Origin of the sequence: Microcoleus sp. PH2017_08_TRC_O_A (assembly GCF_020738665.1) — a bacterium.
Classification (GTDB): domain Bacteria; phylum Cyanobacteriota; class Cyanobacteriia; order Cyanobacteriales; family Microcoleaceae; genus Microcoleus.
On the sequence record NZ_JAEQCE010000020.1, the window covers coordinates 1 to 19,782 of the forward strand.

The window sequence follows — 19,782 nt, forward strand, 5'->3', positions numbered from 1 at the left end:
TACATCTCTCAAAGAGCGCTCAAGCGCAACTACGTACCTTTTAGTCCCAACCGAAGTCTCGATCGCACAATTGAGTTAATCTCTGATTGGGCGATCGATAATATGCCCTCAATTGCTCGTATACTGTCTCGCTGACCGGCGGATATTGGTTGGAATTGTACTTTTCGTAGGTTTCTAATTCGTGCGGCGGCGAGCCTAGAAACTCTAACACGCTGTTGTATGTGCCGCAAGGATTAACATACAAATCTTCGCTTTTGAGGATTAAAAGTTGTGATTTGGGAAATAGCTGCATCCAGGCTGGAAGTTGGTCGGCGTAAATGCCGCGGCCCAGATATGTGTAGTGGCGGTGGTTGTAACTTTCGTAGGTTGGACTCGCTAGGATTTTTTCGATTTCGCCTTTGAGTCTTTCGGGTTCGTGGGCGATCGCACTTTCGAGAGATAGCGATTCGTATCCAATTTTTATGTAGTAATGATAGTGGGAAATTGCCCGCTCTACTGGGTTTCTCAGTAGGGCGATGATTTTAACTTTCGGACATAAATCGTGGATGCGCTGCGCGACTCGGGGATGAAAAATATAGTAGGGGCTGGCTTCTCCGGTTAGCAGTTGTTCGCCGCTTTGTGCTTGGGGAAATTGGGAATAATACCAGTCGGGGGTTTTGTCGAAGTTGAGGTCGAAATAATGGATTTCTTTTTGGGCGGCGGGGGCGATTTGGGGATGTTGGATCAGGTAGTTGTACAGGGATGTTGTGCCGCCTTTTTGGACGCCGATGATGATGAAATCGGGGGGTTTGGAGGGTTGTTTCATGGATTGGTGATGATATCTGTGGATCAATATAACGGTTTTTAGTAGGGAAACGGCACTGCCGTGTCCTGTATTTGAATCGTCTAACTCCGCGCGGTTGTGGTTTTTTAGCTGATCGTGCTATTATTGCGTTTAACGAGATTGCGCGCAATACGTAGTAACTCTTTCTCGATCGCCAGATGCGAGAATGCAGATATGCGCGTTTGAGAGATATGGCTAAAAAAATTCCACCTGACATGGCTGAACTGAGCGTTTACGTAGACAAAAAGCTAAAGTTGCAATTCAAACTAGCTTGTACGGCTCAAGAAAAACCGATGAGTGAAGTCGTTGGTTTGCTGATGAAGCAATGGCTAGAGATACAAGCAACCTCGCCAGAGTCTGAACCCTAGCGCATCAAGACGGCCACCAAAACTGAGGAAACAGACTGATGACCGATCGACTATATCGAATAAACGGCATCCTCGAACCAACCGCGAGGGACAAATGTTGAGAGATTCAGACAACCCTGAGAAATCTTGGGAAGATTTAGAAGCCGAACTGCTTCCTCACCGTCCTTTTTATGCCCCGGGCGAGACTGAAATTGAAAAAGACCTTTACGCTAAGCGTCGATGTGCTCAGCAACAAATGAAGGCTGAAAAACGCCCCGATATTGCAGGCCACTCTTATTACTACTGCACGGAGACCAATAATGATGACTAACTCGAATTACCGACTGCTACCTCCGAAAGATGAGTACGTTCAAGTGTCTATCTATCTGAATCGGGTGCACTTGGATGGATGTACGCCCGATCGCGCGATCGCACAATTGATCGAAATGGGTTATGCTCCTAGTTTGCAATACCAGTGGAATCCAAAACGCAACGAGTTTGATTTGTTTGCTGTGATTCACGATCGCCCGATTAGTGATTCGCTGATGGATAAACAGGCTTGCGATGCTCTCTGGGCTGCTTTTAACGAATCTTCGCTTTACGTCATTGGTTGCGAGGCGGCGCAAAATCCTAATTGGCTGGCTGCGGGCAGTTTTAAGGACCCGCGCCGTCACGCTGCGCCGGAGGAAATTGAGCCCCTGCAAGCAAATGCTGCGGCTGCTGCTTGATATTTGTGGGCGGGGATTCCCTATGGGATAGGTTGGAGGAGGACACGGCGCCGTACCGTTTCCCTGCGGATATGGCGTAAAATTTAGTCCCAGTCGAAGTCTCGATCGCACAATTGGGCTAATCTCTGATTGGGCGATCGAAATTATGTTTTCAATGTCTCGATCGCACAATTGGACTCATCTCTGATTGGGCGGATCGAAATTATGTTTTCAGTGACAATTTTATGCGATTTTTCACTCCACCAGCTCATAACCAAGCTCTCTAGCTAAAGGATTTACCACACTATTTAATAATCTCAATTCTTCGGGCGCTGCCTGACGTTTTGTACTGTATATGACTTTTTCGATTGTCGTTTTATTGAGCTTGAGTTCTAAATAACTTTCTAACTCAGTAAAATTAAAGTTTTCATTGCATAACTCTTCATATTTTATTAGCATTCCATTTACTTTATGACTGTCTGCAATGTATCCTTGAAGTAAATTAGTCCAGTGCAATCCAAACTGCTCTGGTGTGTATACAGGCTCGTTCGGCCATTTTTTGTACCAGTAAAAACCCTGAAAAGAAGCATAAGCATTATAAGGATTTCTATACAAAAATAAGAATTTTGCCTTGGGAAACAGCCATTTTAAGTAAATAGCGTGATCGATAGTCAACCTCACTTCTTTTAGTCCCCACCGCACAATTCCCCTTGCCTTTGCGGGTTTTTCAAAATGATTTACCAAGAAGGCAATATGAGATTCAAGTAAGTAATTTATGTCTGGATAAAGGTTGGCAATCCATTCACCAGCCAAGTCAGACAGTGGAGCCCGATCGCTTAAAACTTCATCAATGAACCATTCAGCAGCAGGATAGGTATCAGTAATTGATTTGAGCGGGCTAGATAAATGGTCGATTAGTCCTGAGCGACCGTAGGGTTCACCCCATACGATGATAGAACCCGATGACATCACTAACCTTTGCAAAAGAGTTGACCCTGACCTCCAACCAGCAGAAAATATAAATACTGGACTGGAATCGGAATTACTTTTAATGTTCGGCCACCTGACAGAAAATGTTTTAAGGGCTTCTTCGATTGTGGGAACTTTTTTCAAGTCTTCTTCATGTTTGATTTTAAAGTCCATATTTAAAATTAGTGGCTGTTATAATTTATGTGGTTGTTGGTTATTTAATTTTAGTGGCAATCTGCGAAAACTTCAACTCTAGTTTAAGTTTATATGCAAGTGGTATAACTCCAAATACCGAATCTTACCTTCCTTTGATGAGTACGATCGCCCTTCGATCGCTGTTGGCGGGCGATCGCTATTCGGGATAGCCTTGCCGCGCGTACTTTTGGACATCGCGGACATTCGATCGCGCCTTGGGGTTGGAGGAGGCGGGGCGGTGCCTGCGGGCGATCGCACAACTAAAATTCGATCGCACTTTTATAGCCGTTTTTGGGTAGGGAAACGCCATTGCCGTGTCCTGTCTTTGATGCTTTGCCAGCCCCAAACCGCGATCGTCATCACTGATTCCTCAATCTAAAATCTAAAATCGACGAGTGAAGAGGCCGCTGGGCACTGACATCTCGATCGAACTAGACTAGAGTGGAGTTCCCGATCCGAAATCCTTGCGGGGTAAATTTATCGGGAAAAATATATCGGCGGTGAGCTTGCTTGTGGGTTTGGAAATTTTATTTGTTAGCCAGATAACACGTTATGTGAATTTGTACAAGGGGTTGATATGAAAGTTGTCGAAAGTGGGAATGATAAATTTAGGATCGTACTGTCCAGCAGTAACTACCAAATTTTCGGGGTTAAAGCCACGCCCATAAGCGGGCGGCTTTAATTGGTTATAAGGAATTTTTTGACGATTTGTAGAGTTGATCTATATTTAGTCAAGGAGGTGAAGCAAGTGTTTAATTTGACGTTTGAATTTAAGTTAAAGCCCACACCGACACAAGTAGCAGTCTTTGAAGACTGGTTAGAACAGTGTCGCAAAGTGTACAACTATGCGCTGAGAGAGCGCAAAGACTGGTACAACTCACGCAAATGTCAAATAAACTCTTGCTCCCTGCGCTCCGAGTACATAATTCCTGCTGACACGCCTAGACCGACATATTCAAGTCAGTGCAAAGCTTTAACAGTATACAGAAAAACCAGCCTCCCATTGCAGCGAGTTAACGCAGCCGTACTGCAACAAACGCTGCGTAAACTGGAAAAAGCTTTTGTCAGTATGTGGGAGCAAAACCACGGGTTTCCTCGATTTAAAAAAAAGGGAGCTTTGAGGTCTTTTAACTTCCCACAGTTGGGTGTAAATTTTGATCGAGGCAACCGCTTTTTTAAATTGCCTGTAATCGGCTGCATAAAATTTTGGCAGTCGCGCCCTATTCCTGGTGGCGCAATCGTCAAACAAGCTTGCGTAGTTAGGCGGTCTAGCGGCTGGTATATAATGTTGACGTTGCAATGGGATGTCTCGATTCCCGATGTTATTCCTCACGGCAACCCCATAGGAATTGATGTGGGGTTGACTAATTTTATTGCAACTTCTGGAGGGCTTTTGGTCAAGAGAATGAAGTTTTTTAGTGACGCAGAATGCAAGCTTAAATTGCTGCAACAGCGCGTCAGTAGAAAAAAGATCGGCTCAAATAATTGGAAGAAAGCTCAGAAAAAGGTCGCTTTGCTGCATGAATATGTGGCAAACTGCCGAAAAGATTGGCATCGCAAATTGTCACATCAAATCTGCAATGACGCGGGGATGGTGTTTGTCGAAGACCTTAATTTAATCGGACTGTCTAGGGCGATGTTGGGCAAGCACTGTTTAGATGCTGGGTTTGGGCAATTCTTTAATATATTGGAACACACTTGCTTTAAACGTGGTGTGTATTTCCAAAAAGTAGATGCTAAAAAAACTAGCCAAATTTGCCCTAACTGCTTCAGTGAGACAGGAAAAAAAGAGTTGTCGGAACGAGTTCACTCGTGTCAGCATTGCGGCTATACAAATGACAGAGATGTAGCAGCCGCACAAGTAGTTCTAATTAGGGGACTTGCAGCCGTGGGGCACAGGGTTAAGATGCTTGCCGAGGGTAAATTCATTGGAATCCCTGCGAAGCAAGAATCCCCACGCCTTTAGGCCCGGGAGTGTCAACATCTCTGAAATTATTCAGGAAGGCGTCAATGTTTAAGAGCAAATTATCCAAAGTTATCGTATCTCTGCTGCGGCGGATTGCTGGTGTTACCAGATCCGGGGCGAAGCGGCTGATGAGAGCAATGCTGCAAGCCCTTATGGCTATGGGCCGCAGGGCAAAGTTGCCGGTGGCGGGGTTTGTGCTGCCGACGGTGACGATGGTGTTGCTGGTAGTGATTTTGTTGACTGTGGCGATCGTCCTGCGATCGTTCGATCGGGCGAATATGGCTCGCAACGTGCGGGTGAACCAGCAGGTGCTGGCGGCCGCAACTCCCGCGCTCGATCGGGCGAAAGCGAAAATTCAATTCATGCTGTACGAAGACCCCCAAAGACCGACAGCTACTCCCTCCGATGCAGAAATGTACCTGAGGATGGCGAGCGCGAATATAGGAGCAGCTCCTGATAATTATAGCTTTGGGGACGAAGAGCGTTTAATAATTAAGTTTCCAGTCAACAATGGTGCGACTCTGACTAATGCCACCGATGCAAAAAAACCACCGCTTGAAACGGTCAACGGTACAACACAAGAAAGTGAAGCCATAAATACAGCTTGGAGATATCCCGTCGATACTAACAACGACGGCACATTTGACACTTTTACCCTATATGGAATATTTTTTAGAAATCCTCCACGCCTATCTACTGGCGCAAATGTTGGTAATTTCGCAAGGGGGAGAAAGCCACTCGATGCCAGAACGCCACCGATGTCGGTGAAAGGTCTCAGTCCTAACTGCTTGCAGGGTGGAGGTACTGTCGCTAGTTTGGTAGGAGACTCGGGCTGGTATAAAATAGATGGCAAACTTAAAAAAAGTTTCTTTGTTTACACGGTAAACGTACCAATAACACAGCAAGATATCGCAGCGGGCGGGTTGCCACCCAATTCTCAAGCTTTTACAGGAACTACCAGCATATCGGCTCTTGAATACCAGCAAGACCAAAGTCGCATTCCCCTAGGCAACAACGCGGTTGTATATGAAGACGACTTGGATATATCACCCGGGCCTCCGTTGAATTTAAACGGACGGATCTTCACAAATAGTAATTTGTTGGTAACAGGGTTAAATATCCCAAATACCGTACAACTATATCAAGTCAGCAGCGAAGATTCTTGTTTTTACGAACAAGAAAATAGCAAAGTTGTTGTTGCAGGCAACGTAATCAATGGCTGGTCGGGCGATAACGGACGAAGGAATGCCGTGGGCGTGCATCTGTTCCGAAAATTCCCAGCAGGCAATAGACAAGCTCCCATGCTGGCTGCCGCTACAACAATTCAAAATACTGGTCCGGCTGCTGAATCCGTTGGCAATGACAGTATGCAGGCACTGTACAACAACCAAGCCTATGCTGCTCGCCTCGGTTTGCTAGTAGCAGCACAGATGGGACCACCCTTACCCGCGACTGGCTTGCCTGACCCCGATGTCCAGCCTACCGACCCATTTTCAGTGCAGCGGAAACCGACCACCCAAACCCGAGAACAAGCGCTGCAAGAATATTTTAAAAAGATGCTCCGCAAAGTCCCATTTGCAGAAGTAGGACCTATAGGAGTAGGAGCTACGCAGAGCGCAACGGGCAACTTCGGTCTACCTTGGAGTCCAACACCACCAAACACGTTGCCCATTACAGGAACCAATGATACTCTGCGACCTGTAAACAACGCATGGATGATACCGGATGCTACAACCGGTCTCACACCCCTAGCAGATCAGCTAGCAACAACAATACCAAAACCAGATGGCTCACCGCCTCCTGAAGAATTATTGCTGGGCGATCGTGTGGTCGCAGGCAATAACCTACCAGCCATCAGATGGGACAACACTCAAAACCAATTTATCAGTACGCCAGAAACAATCTTAGGTAGCAGGTGGAATCCAACGGCTCCAGCAGGCGATATCCGCACCAGATCGCCTCAGGTGACAAAGCTGGCTGACGTAGGAGCCACAGACCGCAGCGGTTTCTGGGAAGGAGCAGCAGCCGAAATACCTCAAAATCCCTTGGATGGCATTGGCGGTCTTCGGGTAATTACCAGTGCAGGGGTTTACGAGCGCACCAATTCTTTTCTGCCACCCCCTACTTGGATCAATCCTTTAACTGGTGAGTTATTGGGAAATCGCGCAGCAGATGCTTACAATGACCCAACTACTCCCGCTCCTGAGACGTATCCGGTTGTTTGGCCCGATACAATGCCGATGTCGCCGCTCGGACTGGGGTCTCAAGTTTATAACAATAGTGCTGGTGGCGCTTATAATGCTGCCAATTGGGTTCCCCTGGTAGCAACAGCCCCAGCCACTGGAACGGCTATCCCGCCAGGAGGGCTACCGCCCACAGGACTGCCTGCTACTGTTACTCCCACCATCGACCCGACTACTCCTCAGTATGCCAAGGGCGATTTGCGGATGCGGGCGACAGCCGTTTATCACTACGCGCAAAACGGTGGTTACGATCCAACTGTAAAACCAATAAATCTCAATGCCGTTCGGCCATTTGCCTGTGTCAGCAGCTATTACGACCCCAGCACCGCTTCCACAGCAAGAAATATAACTACACTAGGGCAGGATTTCAGTGGCGATCTGACGTTAGGGACTCCCGGAAATCAAGTTGGCTCTAATAATGGATTAGTCTACGGGCCACCGACAACAGATCGCACGCAAGATCCACAAATACTTCCGGGAGCAGACGGCTTGTTAGGCGGTGCTAGCACCACTGATTTACTACAAAAACAAGCCAATTACGTTTTTCCTGACGGTCGGTTTGCCAACGAGCCTTTGAGAAATGCACTGATGAAAGCACCGGCCGATCGCAAGTTGGCTGACAAATCGGCGATCGACTCTACGATGTGCGCCTTAGAGATTTTACAAAATCCCCTCGGATTGAATCCTATTATTCCTCACGGAGCTATCAAAGAAGTAGCCTTTTTGAATGCTAGAGAAATCAAGGCGATCGATCGTGATGACTGGACTACCCCCAACGTTAACGAAGCCTTTACGCTGAGCAGTCCTCTGACAACCATAGGAACAGCACAACCGGCAAATCTAACGGGGGACTACAACCAGCCCTTAGAAGAACGGCAACCTTTAGAAATTCGCGCCACTCAAATAGACCTCAATCAATTGCGGAGCAACTCAATTGCGGGAGAGACTTTACTGCCATACAGCGGGATTATATATGCCAGCCGAGATGACGCTCTGCCCGATCGTAGTGCCCGCATACCCAGTACCGCAGGCATAGATGAAGGAAGGAGTGCCACAGTTAGCCCGACGGACTCCCGACTCGACCCAACTCGCAAGCCAAACGGAATTCTGCTGGTTAACGGCGATCAGCTAGCTAGGATTCCAGGTCTCCCTCCCACTGTGAACAACGTGGTTAGGGAAAAAGGACTGACTTTAGTATCTAATTTGCCTGTCTATATTCAAGGAGATTTCAACAGGCACACTCAAGAAGAGTTTGGCACTCCTACTGTTCCTCCTACTCCTTTTAATTGGGGTACATTTTACAATCGCGCAGCCGCCAACCTCAATCCAAACTTTGCTTGTCGCCCAAACGACCCCAGACTAAATGGTAGGTGTACAGTCGGCGACACTTGGCGTCCCGCCAACGTACTGGCAGATTCAGTGAACTTACTCTCTGGAAGTTATCGTTTTGGCTTCCGCAACGAAGGAGATTTCGACCTGAGAAACAACGCAGGTGCTGCTGCTGTATTGCCTCGCAAACAACAAGGATTTTACAGTAACAACTTTGTGACGAACGGACTCTCCAGCGGCGCATTCTCAAATACTGGCGGCATACCAGCAACGCCCACAGACCTTGTTGACTTCAGCTATTTTGCACAGGCTACAAACGCTCTTAGCAGCTCTTACTTCAATAACTTTGCCACCCCTGTTCAGAGGCGCGGGAATTTCCCAGAGTATGTAATGGAAGTTTGTAGAAAACTGCCGGTGGCTGCCTGTGGGGATGCCGACTGGTATGTCGATCCGCAAGCTCAGACCCGTGCAACTGTTGGTCAAGCTGTAACTCAAGCCGCTTATCCTGCGGGAACAACAGCTATTCCTCCACAGCCACAATTGCAGCGCTTCCCCCGCAGGGTTGCTTTTCAAAGAAACCCTGCTGCGCCTTTTGCTCTGACAAACACGGCTGCTCCAGTGCCATTTGGGGTGGATGGCACCAACCAGGTTGTTGCTGTTGATGTTACAGGTGCTACTCCTAATGCGGCCAGGACAACATTTACTAATTCTCTGTGGTTTGCGACGGCAACGCCTGGCAGTAACAACGTAACCTACGGTTCAGGGAATTTCCCGTATGTCTTCAACCCCAGCCGGATAGACGGCACAGGTGCACCGCTACCAGTTCTAGCAGCAACAGGATCGTCACTCTGGCTCAACGGTGCGCCACCCGTACCCAATAATGGCTCGCAGCCACTGCTGATGCCAGTCTTGCAAATCCAAACTATGGTAGATGCAACGCCAGCAGGAGCTCGACAAATTGCTCCCAAGCCATCAGGGACAACTCTCGTGGGAGCTACAGGATGGCTCCCACCGGCTCAGGCTGCTGGGACAACTTTTAATCTGATTGCAGGCTCCAACGACACTCCTTCACGAACGCTGGGCCCTGTCGCCGGTGACTTTAACGGTGGTCTGCAGAACTTGCCTCGCTTCTTGGAAAACTGGGGATTCGGCGCAGTTGCCACAAACATCCAGGGTGCTTTTATCCAGTTCGACCGCAGTAAGTACAGCACCGCGCCCTATAGTCCGATTATCGATCCGCTAGCTCCGCAATTTATAAATCCAAATACTCAGTTGCGAAGTCTTTTCGATCAGCCACCACCCGCAGCCCCGGCCCCGGTGCCACCGGCCCCGGCTCCAGTGTTTGCCGCTTATAATGGCGGTGCTCCAGATGCTTTTTACAGAACTTCTAACGCTAGCATTGGCACTGGAGGTCGCGTTCCATTCTTTAACCCTCCGGCTCGGAACTGGGGTTTTGACGTTGGTCTGCTATCTCAGCCACCTGACTTATTTACCCAAAAGTTCACTACTCCTCCCTCAAGGCCGAGTCCAGATGAGTATTTCCGCGAAGTCTCTCGAAACGACGAGTGGGTAACAACTTTGATGTGTTCTACGCTGGCAAACGGCGGGAGCAACGTTCTCACTTCCTTGCGCCCGTCAAACTGCCCCACTTAACGCTCTAACTTTCCGCCGCGCAATTACTGGAGTCCTATTTATGACTAAGCGACAACAACAGCAAAATTTATCCCAGTCACGAGATGGCGGCTACACGATAATCGAGTCATTAGTAGCGATGATTGTAGTGTCGGTGTTGATGATTGCGATCGCCCCTGTCATGGCTTATTCAGTAGCGACTCGCGTACAAGCGCGACGGATGGAACTGGCCACGCAAGCGGCCAAAGCCTACATCAACGCTCTCAGAACCGGGGCGATCCGACCAGCCGGTTCAATCCCAGCCAGCCCGCCAGGGTTTCCTACTTCAGATCCTGCCGTTCCTCCTGCCACTCCTGCCGCTCCTACCGACCTTAACGTTTTGTACTGCGTAAACTTAGATGACAAGCCTGGTTGTGCTGGCAGCCAAGAGTTTCTTGTTCAGGGTGTTCGTCGTCCAAATACAGGAACTACTCTCCCCACAGATACAGGCTATGCTTTGACTGTTCGTGTTTACCGAGCCGATGCCACTGTCGGCACGATGACAAAGGAACAGCAATCCGTTGCTAATTCTGCTCTTGGCAATCCTCAAGCGCCTTTGGTAGTAATGAAAACAGAAATTCCTCCTACTACACGAGGAGGTGCATCTGCATATCGATCACTTTGTTCGCGCCTCCCAGGGGCAAATAGCTGTCAGTAATAATGAAAGTTCATCCTTCAATATTAAAAATGTTCCCTGTCATTTGGCAAAGGAAGAAGTCAAAATGAAAAGTTTACTCAGGTTGCTTCTCAAAACTCAGTACCAAGAAAACCGCTACGATCCACCTGAAACAGAAAAGGGTATGACCCTAATCGAGCTGTTGATCGGAATGGTGATCGCATTTTTAATCATCACGCCGATGCTAGCGTTTGTAGTCGATATGCTCAATACTGACAGAAGGGAGCAAGTCAAGTCAAACACCGAGCAGGACATTCAGGCTGCCGTTGATTTCATCGCCCAAGATTTGAGTCAAGCTATTTATATTTATGATAATAATCCCACTCTTGTGAGCACTCCCACCACTACCGCTACAGGCATCGCTGCCCTGACAAATTTCATTCCCCCTCAAACCCCAAATGAAACCCCTATTCTTGTATTCTGGAAGCGACAGCAGCTCAAGAATTCTCTTCCTGTTAATACTGCATTGACTGCTCAACCAAAGAATTGTAATCCAGAAGCAAAACCAAATCAAGCAGGTGAGTGCAATGATATTTATGTTCTAGCATTAGTTGCATATTACGAGATTAGAGAAACAAATCCTAACTCTATTTGGTGTCAGCCATCAGGATCCCCATGTCCTACCCGTATTGTTCGGTATCAAATTCAGGACGGAGTGCGAGATAATAACTCGATAAATCCAAATCCATTACAGCGCTACTTTACGGATTTAAATCCCGGACAAGATCGGAGTCCAGCCTTTAACCCAGGTTTTGATTTGACAAAGCCCACTCAAAATGTGACATTAAACCAGGCTTGGGGTTCCCCAGAGGTATTAGTTAATTACGTCCACCACAGTATAGCAAATCTTCCAGTACCTGACCCAGCAGAATGCCAGACAGCTCTTGGCAATCCCAGCATCACAACAGGGATTACGCCAACACCAATTCTAGAAACAACGCTCAGAATACCCGCTCCGGGTAACGTAAATAGCTTCTATGCTTGCGTCGATACTGCTAGAAATTTAGCCAGAGTTACTATCAGAGGCAACAGCCTCCGCCGCATTCAAACTGACGCTGATTACGCTCAAAGCAAATCGGCATTTTTCCCAACAGCAAGCGTTCAAGTGCAAGGTCTTGGTGGGGTAGGAAAATAACTCATGTCTGAAACTAATTCCCGAATCGCACCACTAGCAGATAAAACAGGAGAGTACAATGAAAACCCCAATATTATTAAATATTTTGCATCATAAATATGATACCAAAGACAGCCATAATTTCAACAATACTACATCCAGGGATGATGCAGGATTCACCATTTTAGAATTACTGGTAATAGTGATTATGTTAGGTATATTGGCTTCGATCGCAGCTCCGGGTTGGCTGGGCTTCATCAACCGACAAAGAGTCCGCACTGTGAACGATCGCGTTTTCCAATCATTACGAACTGCACAAAGTGAAGCAAAACGAACTAAGCGTCCAGTCACGATTGTATTCAATAATAATACAAGCACTCCTCCCGTTGACCCGCCAACAGTTACGATCGATGGTAATATCCAGCAGTTAAATGCTCAAGGCGAAATTAAACCCGGCACCATTGCACTTACCGTTAATACACCTGCTGCTCCTACAACACCTCCAAACTCGCTCACTTTTGATTACCAAGGCAATCTCACCGTAGGTACAACTCCATTTTATGTCACAGTTGCTGTATCTGGGGGTGGTACAAGGCAGTGTGCGATCGTGCAAACTATCATAGGAGGAATGAGGACTGATGAAGGGACATTTAATACCACAACAAACCAGGGTTGTCGGTAGCCACGCAGATATTTTTTAATCTCTAACAGCGATTCCGCGTGAGTGCAGAATTGCTAAAATAATATATTAACTTAAATTATTTGATATTTCAAATCCCCCTTAAAACATACAAACTATGCAGCTAGAACTCAAGCAAATCACCGTACCACCAGGAAATCAACTATTGCTCAAAGACATCACCTGGCAAATGTTTGAAACCCTACTAACAGAATTGGGAGAAAGTCGCGCATCCCGACTTTCCTACAGCAAAGGAAGCTTAGAAATCATGGTTCCCCTACCCGAACACGAAACTGGCAAAGTCCTGATTGGTGACTTAGTGAAAATTATCCTTGAAGAATTAGAAATCGAATTTTGTTCTCTGGGATCTACTACCTTTAAAAATGAAAACATGGCTCAAGCTATAGAAGCTGACGACTGTTTTTACATCCAAAACGAAGCCGCAGTCAGAGGCAAAAACCGCATTGATTTAGCAACAGATCCACCTCCCGATTTAGCGATCGAAATTGACCTCACCTCCCGCACTCAGCTCAACAACTACGAAGCATTAGGAGTTCCCGAATTGTGGCGCTACAACGGCCGCAAGCTGGAAATTAGCGTATTGCAAGATGGAAAATATGTAAAGGGCGATCGCAGTCTCCAATTTCCCAGCTTCCCGATCGCCCATCTCATCCCCCAGTATATCGAACAAAGCAAAACATCCGGCAGAAACGTCGCCATGAAAGCCTTTCGAGCTTTAGTACGATCGCAAATTTAGCAGCCCCGCACGGTCTCATCCACAGCGGGCGATCGCATCAATACCTGCAATTTCTCCCAAAGGGCGATCCTCATCCACACCGCCCCTACCAGAACCTAATTTTTTATGTAAATTTTATTTAAGCGACCTATACAGTAACCACGCTCAAAGTTAAAATACTCCCAACAAAAATAGAGCCTTCCAGCTATTTTTTTTAAACAAAAAATCACTGAGTGTACTTACGTGTCAACAAATAAAACCCCCAAACGCAGATCCACAGCACCTAACGCCGGTTTTACAATGCTTGAGACATTGATAATTATCGCAATACTGGGGATATTTTGTGCGATCGCCAGCCCCTCTTGGCTCATGTTCATCAACAACCAGCGTTTGAAGGTATCAGTCGATCGGGCTTATTGGGCAATGGAACTTGCCCAAAGCAACGCCAAACGCGACAAAATTGCATGGCAATCCAGCTTCAAGCAAGTAGGAGAAAACCTACAAGTAGCAGTCCACAAAGCCGAGATTACACCAGCCCAAGTACCAGCCAACCAATGGAAAAGCTTAGAGCCAGATATTCAGATAAATGAACATGATACAACTTTCGATAAAGTCAATGAGAACACAAATAAAATAAAAAAAAATGGAACAGTCTGGCGAGCCATGTTCAATTTTAAAGGTTGCCCCGTCCTCAGTGACAGGAATGATGACTGTACAAGTGTTGGAGCAAAAGGAACCCTAACACTATCCCATCCTAATCTTCAAAGTGGCGATCGATGCGTTATTATTTCCACACTTATAGGACATCAACGCACCTCCCAAAGACAAAAAAAACCCAATAAATACGGAAGATATTGTTATTGACATCGAGTCGTAACCCCTGAAACCCGGTTTCTTCCGATATTTCTGGTTGCTCAACACAAACAGTAGGTACGTAGTTGCGCTTCAGCGCTCTAAGGATTGTGAATTAAATAATTTACAGAAGTTTGTGGGGTGGGCGGGACGCTCGGGAACCCTTTCTGGACGGGCGGGACGCCCATCCCACAAGAAGCATAAAAATTGTAAGGGAGCATCTCAGTTTTGTTTTGCATTTACAGTGCGAGCGTCCCCGCTCGCGTGCTTGTACAAGCACGCGAGCGGGGACAGCACGGAAGATAAAAAATGCTTCTTGAAAAACTGAGATTCTCCCAATTGTAAGTTATTTAATTCTCATTCCTCAGCATACTAAAGAGCGCTGAAGCGCAACTACGTACCTAAGAAATGAACCTCTATTTAAGCTGCCCTTCCTATTTCTTACTCGGCGCAATCTTCTCAATATTAATCAGCGCCTCCATCACCGACTCCACAATCGGCGCCGCCACAACTCCCCCCGTACCACCACCCTTAGGCTCATCAATCACCGCCAATACCACATACCGAGGAGCCTCCACAGGCATGATCCCCACAAAGCTAGTAATAATCGCCTTATCAGAATAACCCCTACCAGCACTAGCTTTTTGAGCCGTCCCCGTTTTCCCAGCAATCCGATACCCAGGAATTTGTGCAGCTTTCCCCGTACCACCATCCACCACAGTTTCCATCATTTCCAAAACCTTCTTGGTAGTTTGTGGCGAAAAAACCTGCTTCGGAACAGCCCTCGGCAGCTTCCAAAAAGGTTGACCTTCGCGATCGAAAAGTCCCCGCACAACATGAGGAGTTACCAACTTGCCACCGTTAGCCAAAGCCCCATTAAGCTGCACCAACTGCATCGGAGTAATAGAAAAACCTTGACCAAAAGCAGTAGTAGCAACTTCCACCGGAGAATTGATAAATTGCTCTCGATTTTTAAGCTGACTCGTTACTTCAAAAGGCAAATCTGTACCCGCAGTTTGTCCCAGTCCCAATTTTTCTAAAGCTTGATAGTAAAGAGAAGATTTCATCGTGTTCATTATGTGAACCATCCCCACATTACTAGAATGTTTCAAAATCTCCGTAACAGTCGAAGGGCCGCGGGCGCCTGCTTGTTTGTAATCGGAATTTTGGATAGTCCAGATATCCATATAAATCCGACCTTCGTCGTTAAACACAGTGTTAGGCTTGACCGCACCGGCTTCCAGGGCGATCGCCACATTAATCGGTTTAAAAGTCGAACCAGGCTCATAAACATCAGTTACAGCCCAATTTTTATAGCGCGACAAATCGAAATTAAAATATTGATTCGGATCGTAGGAAGGTTCAGCCACCACCGACAGCAACTCCCCGTTGCGGGCATCCATCACAATCACCGCGCCGCGCTTCGCCTCGTGTTTCAGCATTTTCTCCTTCAGAGCAATCCGGGCCGCCCGCTGCAAGCGACTGTCGATCGTCAATTGCAATTTCAAGTCATCAAGCTGCACAAAACCCGCCGTCAGTCGATCGGGAAGCCAATGTCCGTCGATCGACTTACTAAATTGAATCGACGGCATCGATCGTTCCAGCAAATTCTGCTGGCTGTATTCCACCCCCGCCTGTCCCTTCCGTTCCCCATCCACATAACCCAGAACATCCGCCGCCAACTCCTGCTGCGGGTAAAAACGCTGCTGCTGCCGCACCAACTCCAGCCCATCCACAGGACTATCTTTAATTTGCATCTGCCCCACGCGATCCGCCACCTCTTGAGCCAAAGAACTAGCAATCGTAATACCGCTTTCTGCCAGATTAAACCTTCGCAGCAGTTCAGTTTCCGCCGTATTGCCAGGGGCTACTTCGATCGGCAACATCGGAGCCAATTTAGCAGCAATATCCGCCTTCGAGTGCTTGAACAACTTCGGGTGAGCGTAGAGAGTGTACACCTGTCTGTCGATCGCCAACACATTCCCCGCGCGATCGACGATCGGGCGTCTCGGCACAAACGGCTTCGTTTTGAGAGTTTGCTGCTGAAGAGCCTGTTTGCGTAGCGCCGGAGCTCGCGTCACCTGCAAATAAAACAAATTTACAGCCAGCCCCAGCCCCCCGAGCATCAACACCACCCACACAACCCACAAGCGGAACTTGTTGCGTTTTAAACGCTCCAGGGGTGGCCGAGGCGGGCTGCTAGCCGTAGCCGCAACTCTGGGTTTGACTGGTTTGCCCCACCAAGTGCGTGAAGCGTAGCTATCCCGTAGGGAATCGCTCGACGCTTTTGGACGTTTAAAATTCGGCGATCTGTAGCGGTCAAAACGGGGATCGTAGCTCATAGCATTCCAAATTCACCAACAAGTTCTACCATTTTAGATTTTAGATTTTAGATTTTAGATTTATGAATTGAATAATTGAAGAATTGCGAATAATTTATAAATATTAAATTGGGATTTGCTGCTTACTGTAGCATTATTTTTTTGAACTTCTCTTTATTATTTTCAAATAATATTTGAAAACTTTAACCGAGGGTAGGTAGGGCCAAAATCGATCGGCACTTTCACAAAAATCAAACCCGAAGCAAGACCCTCGGACACATCCCCAAGAGGGCCCTCTCCGCGTTGACATTGCCCAAAAACGGGTACCGCAGCCCCGACAGACAATGTTTGTGCATCCCCAAATTTTAGACTCAAGATTCAAGCCTCCAGATTCACGGCGCTGCGAGTCAATCTAAAATCTAAAATCTAAAATCTCAAATCGACATTGCCTCAATAGCCCAGCGGCGTTTCCCCACCCGATCGCTTCTTGAGAGCAGGTTCTTCGGAATTTGGTGCCGCCGCACCGGGCGATCGGTTTTCCGGGGCCGGGCGCAAGAAAATCGTGTCCGCAGGCTTCTGTGCAGCCAAACCGGTTTCTGGATTTTCAGCTTCTTTAGCAAGTTGGTGTTTCAAGACTTCGCTAGCAGCACTCAACTGCTGTTCGCCCCGGCGCAGAGTTTCCAGCTTTTGATACTCTTGACTCCAGCGCTGCTCGCCGTAAACAGTCAAACCGTAGAGAGTCAGAGCGCCGCCCAACAGCAGCACCAATGCGGCCCAGGAGGCGCGCTCCACCCGCAGGAGCGATCGCAGCCACATCGGATGCGACTGGCGATCGGGCATCACTTTCAGCACCGATCCTTGCGCGCGAGGTTTGGCCTGTTCGTCCGCTGGGGAGTAGTTAGGCAATTGGGGCCCAGTTTTTGCCCGTCTAGCTCGGGCAATAGAAGTAACTTTGCTTTTGGCGGCGTCTGTGGTGGGCTTGCCGGTCGATCGGGAGCGACGAGGAGAATCAGGGGATCTGATAGCAGCGGTCATAAAAAACACTCGGTAAGTGGGAAACTCAGTATCTTTAGATCTGAGAGGAAAACTCCAAGAGCGGTTTCAATCGCCTTGAATCTTTATCTGCCCCTTTCGGGGTTGGAGGGGTATGGTTGCCCCTCCGTGGAGATCTGGTTGTCTCCTAATCCCTTCCGGGTAATGTTCGCTTGTCGGTCAATGTTATAAGGGCTTGTTAGGCTGGCAATACTGTCTCAGTGACCTTAAGACTGTTTAACTACCAACGACAGAGCGGAAAACTAGCGTCGCATTCTCCGGTGTCGTGACCCAAATAACGTAGTCAGTTAAGACTTAGGCTGGTCAGTACAGCTTGCTCGATTTCTCTTACAAGCTCAGTCCGTTTAGGGCTGGGTTACTGACAGAGTTCACCAATACGTATAGAGGGCAGCTTCAGCTTGAGTGAGGTTAGGAGTTTTTGCGGTTGCCGATCGCCAATTTCTGGAAATCTCGGTTATCCTTACCAAAGATACCTCACAAACCAACCAACCCATCCTACCACTGGTCTCTTTGACTTCTAGATTTGCCAAAAAAATGAATTTTTTGCCGGTTCGCCAGAATCAATGTGAAATTTATTAATAAATGCAGTATTGTAATCAACGAGCGAATCGTCGATCTATTCGTGCCAGCATTGTTTCTCAAGTACACTATTCCCTTCCTTGCGATGGGTTTTGAATGTTAAGGAGTGTTTATGAACAAGGGATTAATTCGTTTGACTTTGGTAATTGGCATTGCAGCAGCCCTCGGCGCTTGCGGCGGTGATGCCGGCAGTGGCGGTGGCGCTAGCCCCACTCCTGGTGGCGGTACTACTCCTCCTCCTGTTTCTGCTCCAGCAACACCAAAGGAAAGTCCAAAGGCTACTCCTGGCGCTGAAAAGTCTCCTGGGGCTGAAAAGTCTCCTGGGGCAGACAAGCCTCCAGCAGGCGGTGCTTCTCCCTCTCCTAAAAAGCCCTAACTAGGCGATCGCGGAGTAAAACCCCAACGGGCCTAGCCTCAAGGGTGAAAAATGGTTCGCTCTTCGCATTTTTCAATCTCATCAGTCTAGGCCTCAAGTTGGGTGTTATTTTTTGTCAGATGCTTTTACTACAGTTCAGTACCTCCCCTTACTGCCGCAAAGTCCGCTTAGCGCTGGGTTACAAGGGCATCCCCTTTCAAGTAGAAAATTTGACTCCGGGCCTGCACGTTTTGAAACTCAAGCCTCTCACGGGGGGTTTGAGGACAGTGCCGGTACTGCTGCCTCAACTTGAAGGTCAACCAGGGGCGATCGCAGATTCGACGCAAATTTTGCATTGGATCGAGTCTAGTTTTCCTTCAACGCCGCTGTTGCCCGCAGACGAGAGTTTGCAAGCAGAGGCTTGGATGCTGGAAGACTGGCTCGATGAAAGCATCGGCATTGCCACTCGATTTGTTTACTACGAGTTTCGCGCCGGTGCGGGCAAGGAAATCGACCCGTCTGTTTTGAGCCAGTTAGTGATTCAGTTGGCGCGCCGCCAGTTCGGCATTAACCACGCTTCGGCAAAACTCGCCGAGTTGCGCCTGAGCGCTGCTTTAGGCCTGTTGCAGCGTCGCTGGCAAGACGGTTCCTATTTTGTAGGCGACTCCTTGAGCGTGGCAGATATTACTGCTGCCGCGCTGCTGAGTCCTTTAGCTTTGATTCCTAAATACCGGATTGAGTATCCTTGGCTGTTTGAGCGCATTGCCAACATTCACCAAGTTTGCGGCGAAACCCTGCCTCCGGGATTTGAGAAGATACCTGTCGGGCGATCGCCCCAGCCTGAAAATTCCACTAATTAATCAACATTGAGTTCTCGGCCAAACTCACCCACCTTGACCACCTTGGTTTGGCACATTAACCATAATTTGCCAAAATTTTATATCACACAGGTTAAAAAAAGTCAAGGATATTATCTAAAAAATATAAATTTTTCAATTTGTTTTAATATTTCTATACTTAGATGTTAGCCCTTAGCAGTAAAAGCACAGCTTGGTCGCCAGCAAGGCAAGAGCGCGCGCAAGGGTTGCAGTAAGCGTGGTAGCATTAGCGATCAAAAATGTATCCAAATGTAAAGTGCAGCTCCGCTCTAGGTTTTGAAAGCCGCCA

General features: G+C 47.7%; 18 protein-coding genes. 13 read left to right on the forward strand and 5 right to left on the reverse strand.

Annotation, left to right across the window (positions count from 1 at the left end; translation table 11 throughout):
• Positions 1-40: 40 nt before the first annotated feature.
• Positions 41-805 carry a sulfotransferase domain-containing protein gene (locus JGK22_RS08215; RefSeq protein WP_293208623.1) on the reverse strand — a complete coding sequence of 255 codons (765 nt, stop codon included), beginning with the start codon at positions 803-805 and terminating at the stop codon, positions 41-43.
• 209 nt (positions 806-1,014) lie between these two features.
• Here JGK22_RS08215 and JGK22_RS08220 point away from each other — a divergent pair, with 209 nt between their 5' ends.
• The 3 genes from JGK22_RS08220 (at position 1,015) to JGK22_RS08230 (ending at position 1,898) form a co-directional block, all read left to right on the forward strand.
• Entirely contained in the window at positions 1,015-1,191 is a 177-nt protein-coding gene (locus JGK22_RS08220; protein ID WP_293193558.1) for a hypothetical protein, read from the forward strand.
• Between the two features lie 94 nt (positions 1,192-1,285).
• On the forward strand, positions 1,286-1,501 hold the full coding sequence (locus tag JGK22_RS08225) for a hypothetical protein (RefSeq protein ID WP_106147397.1): 216 nt from the start codon (positions 1,286-1,288) through the stop codon (positions 1,499-1,501).
• Positions 1,491-1,898 carry a hypothetical protein gene (locus JGK22_RS08230; protein WP_293312668.1) on the forward strand — a complete coding sequence of 136 codons (408 nt, stop codon included), beginning with the start codon at positions 1,491-1,493 and terminating at the stop codon, positions 1,896-1,898. The genes JGK22_RS08225 and JGK22_RS08230 overlap by 11 nt, the downstream gene beginning before the upstream one ends.
• Positions 1,899-2,132: 234 nt before the next feature.
• Here the strand turns inward: JGK22_RS08230 and JGK22_RS08235 are convergent, their stop codons facing one another.
• Positions 2,133-3,020: a sulfotransferase gene (locus tag JGK22_RS08235; protein ID WP_293181435.1), complete on the reverse strand. Its 888-nt coding sequence runs from the start codon at positions 3,018-3,020 to the stop codon at positions 2,133-2,135.
• A gap of 11 nt (positions 3,021-3,031) precedes the next feature.
• Here JGK22_RS08235 and JGK22_RS08240 point away from each other — a divergent pair, with 11 nt between their 5' ends.
• Positions 3,032-3,211, forward strand: a complete 180-nt coding sequence (locus tag JGK22_RS08240; protein ID WP_293181432.1) for a hypothetical protein — start codon at positions 3,032-3,034, stop codon at positions 3,209-3,211.
• Here the strand turns inward: JGK22_RS08240 and JGK22_RS08245 are convergent.
• Complete coding sequence (locus JGK22_RS08245) at positions 3,199-3,351, reverse strand: hypothetical protein (RefSeq protein ID WP_293208634.1); 153 nt, start codon at positions 3,349-3,351, stop codon at positions 3,199-3,201. The two genes, JGK22_RS08240 and JGK22_RS08245, sit on opposite strands and share 13 nt — an antisense overlap.
• Positions 3,352-3,789: 438 nt before the next feature.
• Between JGK22_RS08245 and JGK22_RS08250 the strand changes: the two genes are divergently transcribed.
• The 7 genes from JGK22_RS08250 (at position 3,790) to JGK22_RS08280 (ending at position 14,319) form a co-directional block, all read left to right on the forward strand.
• Positions 3,790-5,007, forward strand: a complete 1,218-nt coding sequence (locus JGK22_RS08250; RefSeq protein WP_293181426.1) for a transposase — start codon at positions 3,790-3,792, stop codon at positions 5,005-5,007.
• A 44-nt stretch (positions 5,008-5,051) separates the two neighbouring features.
• Entirely contained in the window at positions 5,052-10,232 is a 5,181-nt protein-coding gene (gene hpsA / locus JGK22_RS08255) for a hormogonium polysaccharide biosynthesis protein HpsA (protein ID WP_293181423.1), read from the forward strand.
• A 40-nt stretch (positions 10,233-10,272) separates the two neighbouring features.
• Positions 10,273-10,908, forward strand: coding sequence for a hormogonium polysaccharide secretion pseudopilin HpsB (gene hpsB / locus JGK22_RS08260; RefSeq protein WP_293181420.1), 636 nt, complete (start codon positions 10,273-10,275; stop codon positions 10,906-10,908).
• A 64-nt stretch (positions 10,909-10,972) separates the two neighbouring features.
• Positions 10,973-12,061, forward strand: a complete 1,089-nt coding sequence (hpsC, locus tag JGK22_RS08265) for a hormogonium polysaccharide secretion pseudopilin HpsC (protein ID WP_293181417.1) — start codon at positions 10,973-10,975, stop codon at positions 12,059-12,061.
• A gap of 58 nt (positions 12,062-12,119) precedes the next feature.
• Positions 12,120-12,722, forward strand: coding sequence for a prepilin-type N-terminal cleavage/methylation domain-containing protein (locus tag JGK22_RS08270; protein WP_293181414.1), 603 nt, complete (start codon positions 12,120-12,122; stop codon positions 12,720-12,722).
• A 115-nt stretch (positions 12,723-12,837) separates the two neighbouring features.
• Entirely contained in the window at positions 12,838-13,476 is a 639-nt protein-coding gene (locus JGK22_RS08275; protein ID WP_293181411.1) for a Uma2 family endonuclease, read from the forward strand.
• A 222-nt stretch (positions 13,477-13,698) separates the two neighbouring features.
• Entirely contained in the window at positions 13,699-14,319 is a 621-nt protein-coding gene (locus JGK22_RS08280; protein ID WP_293191243.1) for a type II secretion system protein, read from the forward strand.
• 422 nt (positions 14,320-14,741) lie between these two features.
• Here JGK22_RS08280 and JGK22_RS08285 read toward each other — a convergent pair whose 3' ends face one another.
• Positions 14,742-16,649, reverse strand: coding sequence for a penicillin-binding protein 2 (locus tag JGK22_RS08285; RefSeq protein WP_293312671.1), 1,908 nt, complete (start codon positions 16,647-16,649; stop codon positions 14,742-14,744).
• Between the two features lie 429 nt (positions 16,650-17,078).
• A complete protein-coding gene (locus JGK22_RS08290; protein WP_293181402.1) occupies positions 17,079-17,663 on the reverse strand; it encodes a hypothetical protein in 585 nt (194 codons plus the stop codon).
• Between the two features lie 709 nt (positions 17,664-18,372).
• Here JGK22_RS08290 and JGK22_RS08295 point away from each other — a divergent pair.
• Both JGK22_RS08295 and JGK22_RS08300 read left to right on the forward strand, forming a co-directional pair.
• Complete coding sequence (locus JGK22_RS08295; protein ID WP_293181399.1) at positions 18,373-18,636, forward strand: serine protease; 264 nt, start codon at positions 18,373-18,375, stop codon at positions 18,634-18,636.
• A gap of 119 nt (positions 18,637-18,755) precedes the next feature.
• Entirely contained in the window at positions 18,756-19,475 is a 720-nt protein-coding gene (locus JGK22_RS08300) for a glutathione S-transferase family protein (RefSeq protein WP_293225832.1), read from the forward strand.
• Positions 19,476-19,782 lie beyond the last annotated feature (307 nt).

Excerpts from the sequence above, each read along its gene's own strand:
- JGK22_RS08215 (WP_293208623.1), bottom strand. The coding sequence starts at position 805 with ATGAAACAACCCTCCAAACCCCCCGATTTCATCATCATCGGCGTCCAA.
- JGK22_RS08220 (WP_293193558.1), top strand. The coding sequence starts at position 1,015 with ATGGCTAAAAAAATTCCACCTGACATGGCTGAACTGAGCGTTTACGTA.
- JGK22_RS08225 (WP_106147397.1), top strand. The coding sequence starts at position 1,286 with ATGTTGAGAGATTCAGACAACCCTGAGAAATCTTGGGAAGATTTAGAA.
- JGK22_RS08230 (WP_293312668.1), top strand. The coding sequence starts at position 1,491 with ATGATGACTAACTCGAATTACCGACTGCTACCTCCGAAAGATGAGTAC.
- JGK22_RS08235 (WP_293181435.1), bottom strand. The coding sequence starts at position 3,020 with ATGGACTTTAAAATCAAACATGAAGAAGACTTGAAAAAAGTTCCCACA.
- JGK22_RS08245 (WP_293208634.1), bottom strand. The coding sequence starts at position 3,351 with ATGGCGTTTCCCTACCCAAAAACGGCTATAAAAGTGCGATCGAATTTT.
- hpsA (WP_293181423.1), top strand. The coding sequence starts at position 5,052 with ATGTTTAAGAGCAAATTATCCAAAGTTATCGTATCTCTGCTGCGGCGG.
- hpsB (WP_293181420.1), top strand. The coding sequence starts at position 10,273 with ATGACTAAGCGACAACAACAGCAAAATTTATCCCAGTCACGAGATGGC.
- hpsC (WP_293181417.1), top strand. The coding sequence starts at position 10,973 with ATGAAAAGTTTACTCAGGTTGCTTCTCAAAACTCAGTACCAAGAAAAC.
- JGK22_RS08270 (WP_293181414.1), top strand. The coding sequence starts at position 12,120 with ATGAAAACCCCAATATTATTAAATATTTTGCATCATAAATATGATACC.
- JGK22_RS08275 (WP_293181411.1), top strand. The coding sequence starts at position 12,838 with ATGCAGCTAGAACTCAAGCAAATCACCGTACCACCAGGAAATCAACTA.
- JGK22_RS08285 (WP_293312671.1), bottom strand. The coding sequence starts at position 16,649 with ATGAGCTACGATCCCCGTTTTGACCGCTACAGATCGCCGAATTTTAAA.
- JGK22_RS08290 (WP_293181402.1), bottom strand. The coding sequence starts at position 17,663 with ATGACCGCTGCTATCAGATCCCCTGATTCTCCTCGTCGCTCCCGATCG.
- JGK22_RS08295 (WP_293181399.1), top strand. The coding sequence starts at position 18,373 with ATGAACAAGGGATTAATTCGTTTGACTTTGGTAATTGGCATTGCAGCA.
- JGK22_RS08300 (WP_293225832.1), top strand. The coding sequence starts at position 18,756 with ATGCTTTTACTACAGTTCAGTACCTCCCCTTACTGCCGCAAAGTCCGC.